Annotated in this window: 1 protein-coding gene; it reads right to left on the reverse strand. The window is 64.3% G+C overall.

What is annotated here, in order from left to right; all coding sequences use genetic code 11:
- Positions 1-1591 precede the first annotated feature (1591 nt).
- The coding region (locus tag ACIBG0_RS42210; RefSeq protein ID WP_397041285.1) for a hypothetical protein at positions 1592-1811 on the reverse strand (220 nt) is incomplete at its 5' end.

The raw sequence follows: 1811 nt of genomic DNA on the forward strand, positions 1-1811 counted from the left end.
GGATCGACACCCTCGTTATGACCGCCACCTGGGCAGACGGCAACAAGGACATCCTCACCATCGCCTCCGACGGTAAGCGCCCCACCGCGGCCTGATCCGGCCACCGATGTTGCTGAAGTTTCGTTGCGTGAGTTGCTTGTTCCGCAACCCGATGAGTCATGATCCCATGTCCGACATGCTCGTTCGCTCTACCGATTCGGCTCCAGGACCAGCAGCACCACATTCGTGTCCCGACGAAATCTGTGAACAAGCGGTTCAACACGGACCGGCTGCGGCGGGCCGGTGCAGACACGAGGTCCCTCGTGACCGCAACATCTGCGAGCACTGCCCGAACGCCCCCACCAAGTGGCAGGAAATCGTCAGGTGGCAGGAGCGCAAGCATCGGCGAACCCCATGGAAACAACTACGTCGACGCTACGGCATCTGGCCCGGCGACGGCGGTGTGACACTGTTCGACCCCGCACGAGTCAGCGCAAAGCGCTACTACTACCGGGGCACGAAGATCGCGTCGCCGTGGCCGAGTGCGGCATGAGGAAACATCCACTGCCCGAAGGGATTTGTGGAGAGCCCGGTGCGCTTGGCGGCGCACGCCGGGTTCGGGAGGCGGCTTAGACTTTGCCCGGTGGCAACACCGGCAGGGCGCTCCGAGTCGACCTCACCGTCATATCCCCGGCGCAGCCGGGAAGGATTGGAGGGAGGTCCTTGGGTCTGATGACTTACCCGGCGCCGAAAGGTTAACGGGGACAAGAGCATCTCAGGAAACCGACGGCCGGATCCACATATCAGGGGCGGTGCGTGGGGGGCCCGCGCGATAGGGCGAAGCTGGATTGCTTGAAGCCCAATCTCCAGACGGTGCAAATGCCCGCCCGTCGGAAATGATGCCTGATCACCGACGCCGTATCGAGCCGGTCCCACACTTTGGCCGGCTCGCCTTCCGGCAGGCACGTACGAATCCCGCCAATGGATCTACACGCCCGCCAGGTGTCGAGCCGGGCTCGCTCGTCCCGTTGGCGACCGCCGTACGCGAGGCAACCGGGAAGCCGGTCATCGGGATCAGCCGCCTCGGCATGGACCTCGACAAGGCTGCGTCGTTCGTATCGTCGGGTGCCATCGACCTGGTCGGCATGGGTAATAAGTCAGCTCGCTGATCCATCCACTGTCCATAAGACCCGCGAGGGCCGACGCGCCGAGATCCGGCCGTGCATCGCTTGTTGCAGGGTGCGCTCGGGAATTCGTCGCGAAACAGAAGCGGATGCAGTGCGTCGTTAATCCCGAGCTCGGGAACGAATTCCGTCGGCCCCTTCAACTGACAGGCGGCCGCGCCGCATCGCGATCGTCGGCGCGGGACCCGCGGGTATGGAAGCGGCCCGGTCAGCGGCACTACGCGGTCACGAGGTGGTGGCATTTTATGAGTGCAGAGCAGCTTGTCGGCGGACCGGGGACATCGGTCCCGCGCCGGGGACGGGCTCTCGGAAATCGAGCGGCCCGCGATTGACACCCGCTGATCGTGACCAGGAGGTTTGGCCCACCTGCAGAGCTAATTCCGCACCCCGGCCCGCCCCCTCGCCGTGCCCCGCTCAGCGAGGGACTGCTACATCCGCCGTCCATCAGCCTCGATTCCGACCTCACTGCGGGCGAGCTCACTCGATAGATGCATCCACAACCGCTCGTCGGTCTCCTGCTTGGCCTCAGTAACCAGACGCTCCGGCATGGTGATGACTGGAGCCCTTTGAGCAGGTCCAGCGGTTGTGAGAGTTCTGGTGCACCAGAATGGGTGCAGGAGGACGAGATCACGACATGGCGCGACGACG

It is taken from the genome of Nocardia sp. NPDC050630 (genome assembly GCF_044457245.1).
GTDB lineage: Bacteria > Actinomycetota > Actinomycetes > Mycobacteriales > Mycobacteriaceae > Nocardia.